Source organism: Bifidobacterium sp. POST2/T3 (B1), assembly GCF_058197115.1.
In genome coordinates this window covers 1-2,970 of the sequence record NZ_JBVPQK010000323.1, presented here as the reverse complement: position 1 = coordinate 2,970, position 2,970 = coordinate 1, and the positions used below count along the sequence as shown (strand labels likewise).

Genomic DNA, 2,970 nt, shown 5'->3' with positions numbered 1-2,970 from the left:
CGGATCATAGACGGGCGCTACCGCATTCTGCGCGAGATTGCGCAAGGTGGCATGGCCACGGTCTACGAGGCTCTGGACCTGCGGCTGTCCAGACATGTGGCTGTCAAGATCATGCACACCATGCTGGCCCAGGGGCCACATAGGGCCCAGTTCGAGGAGCGCTTTCGCCGGGAGGCCAGGTCAGCGGCTGCCATCGCCAACCCCCACATCGTCCAGGTCTACGATACCGGTGTCGACCAGGGGCTGGACTACTTGATTATGGAGTATGTCCACGGAATAAGCCTGCGGCGGGACATGGCTCGGCAGGGCGTCTATCCCCTGAAGGAGACCCTGCGCATCGTGGGCGAAATCCTGGACGGCCTGGCCTCCGCCCACCGAGTCGGCGTCATCCATCGCGACATCAAGCCGGAAAACATCCTCATCAACGACCGCGGCCACGTAGAAATCACCGACTTCGGACTAGCCCGCGCCGCCGCTCAAGCCACCCTGTCTTCGACGGGTATGCTCATGGGCACGGCCGCCTACCTGGCCCCCGAAACCATCGAGAACAACGAGGCCTCCCCCCAAAGCGACCTTTACGCCGTAGGCATCATCGCCTACGAGATGCTGACCGGCACGGTCCCCTTCGCCAGTGACAATCCGGTAACCATCGTCTTTAAGCACGTCCACGAGGACGTCCCCTCGCTGGCCAGGGTCTGCCCCGGAATCGACCCATCCGTAGCCGCCCTGTTCTCCGGACTGACCGACCGCTCCCCCGAAAATCGCCCAGACAACGCAGGCAAGGCCCTGGAAAGTCTGAGAAAAATGGTCAGGGGGCTGGACCGGCAGGCCATGGACTACATGTTGCCTGCAACAGCTGCAACAAGCGGAGAGCCCGAATCCGCCATCGCCGGAACCCCTAGACACGACCCTGAGATGCCCGAATCGCCAACTCAAAAAGCTACAGCACCCAGCGACGATGCCGAAGATGCAGCCACACAGACCATTGCTACAGCAACCGACCCGGAGGGTTCAGATACGGTCCCGGCTGTGCCCGCACCACCTGAAACCGATGCGGACGCAGCAACCAGACGCTATAGGCTCAACGACGTGGACACCCCCTCCAGGGCCGAAACTACAACTGTTCTGCAGCCTCAGGACATAACAGCTTCCCCCGCCGATATGGCTGCCGTACCGGCTTCCGTCCAGACAATGCAGCAAGGCGCTGCAGAGACCAAGCCCAAGCACCGGCATCACGGCTTGATCATCGTGCTGGTAGTTCTGCTGGTGCTGGCCCTGGCCGGAGGCGGCGGTGGCGCCTGGTGGTACTACCTAGGCCCGGGCAGTTATTACGCCCTGCCCAAGCCAGATGACATCTCCTGCTCCGAAAACCAGGAGTGCAAGATTATCGGTGCCGACTACGCCAAGTTCGCCCGCACCCTCAAGGTCGCAGGCATCGATGTCGACACCGACTACAACTTCAGCGACCAAGTGCCCAAAGGGGCCATCATGGCCGCGGATCCCGATACCGTTGGAGCTCGCATCAGCAAGCGGGGCGGCAGACTCAACCTAACCGTCTCCAAAGGGGTTCGCCAAGCCACGGTGCCCAAGGACATCCTCATTTCGGACACCTCCAACGGCAAGGACCCCTTGCAAGCCCTGAAGGCGGCTGGATTCGACAAGATCGACCATGACTCCTCCAAGGACCAGTACTCCATGGATATACCCGAGGGAGCGGCGATTTCGGTGGAGCCGGCCCCAGGGACCAGGACCCGACACGATACCAAGGTCAGCCTGGTCCTGTCCAAGGGTCGGATGCCGGTGGCCATGCCCGACATCATCGGCAAGGCCAGGGATGATGCCAAGGCGGCCTTGGAAGCCCTCCGGCTCAAGGTCAACTACAGCGAGAACTGGTCAGACACGGTCCCCCGCAACCAAGTGATTTCCGCCTCCCACCAGGCCCAGGAACAGCTTCACTGGGGTGATGCGGTCAACGTAGTGATCTCCAAGGGACCGCAGTCCATCACCATGCCCGACGTGAAGGGCAAGAGCCAGGACGAGGCCACCCAGATCCTGCAGGGATACGGACTCAAGGTCAACATCTCAGCGCCGCTGGGCAACCTGACCCACACGGTGCGAATTCAGGACCCCAACCCCGGCACCCAGGTCAAGGTGATCAATGATGACGGCTCGCCGGCTGTCGTGACCCTGACTGTGGTCTGACTACGCTACTCCTTGCAGTTCGTCGTCAGCCCAGTTCTTCTTTGCTCTCATGTGCCTTGATGACCTGGGCATACACATCCACGTAGCGCTGCCCGCTCATCTCCTGGATCTCCTGCATGATCCTGTCGGTCAGGTTGCGAATCTCCTCGTGGGTGAGGCTGTTGACCGGCATGTAGGGCACAGTGATGGGCTTGCCGAAGATGACCTTGGTCCTGCCACGATGCGGAAACACATGGCCGGGCTCCTGAAGCTGCCGGGTACCGATGATGGCGGTAGGCACCACTGTCGTCCCAGTCTCGAAGGCAAGCCGCGCCGCCCCAGTGTGCCCTCGGTAGAGCCTGCCGTCAGGGCTGCGCGTACCCTCCGGATGGATGCCGAAGATGTGCCCGTGCTCAAGGATGGAACGTGCGGTTTCCATGGCTCCCAGCGACTTGGAGCCGCCCGACCTGTCGACGGGGAAGACTCCGACCGAGCTGAACCACCACTTCTTGAACTTGCCCTTTATTCCCTTGCCGTTGAAGTACTCGGCCTTGCCCATGAAATGGATCATCCGCGGGCAGGTAATGGGTAGGAGGGCATCGTCAATGACGGCCAGATGGTTGGAAGCGATGATGGCAGCCCCCTGCTTGGGAATATTCCCCGTGCCTTCAACGGTCGGTTTGAACCAGGTACGCGCCAACGGACCGAGCAGTTTGACGAAGAACCAGTACAGCACAGAGACTCCTTGGTAGCGAATGCGTGCGGCCGAGGTTACGATGGTTCTATGAC

At 61.2% G+C, this 2,970-nt stretch carries 2 protein-coding genes; one reads left to right on the top strand and one right to left on the bottom strand.

The genetic code is table 11. The annotated features are described in order from the left end of the window. The coding region (locus AC0AP0_RS11095; protein ID WP_490430506.1) for a protein kinase domain-containing protein at window positions 1-2,202 on the top strand (2,202 nt) is incomplete at its 5' end. A gap of 25 nt (window positions 2,203-2,227) precedes the next feature. On the opposite strand, the gene AC0AP0_RS11090 is transcribed toward AC0AP0_RS11095, so the two are convergent. Next, entirely contained in the window at window positions 2,228-2,917 is a 690-nt protein-coding gene (locus tag AC0AP0_RS11090; protein WP_110412693.1) for a lysophospholipid acyltransferase family protein, read from the bottom strand. Window positions 2,918-2,970: the final 53 nt, after the last annotated feature.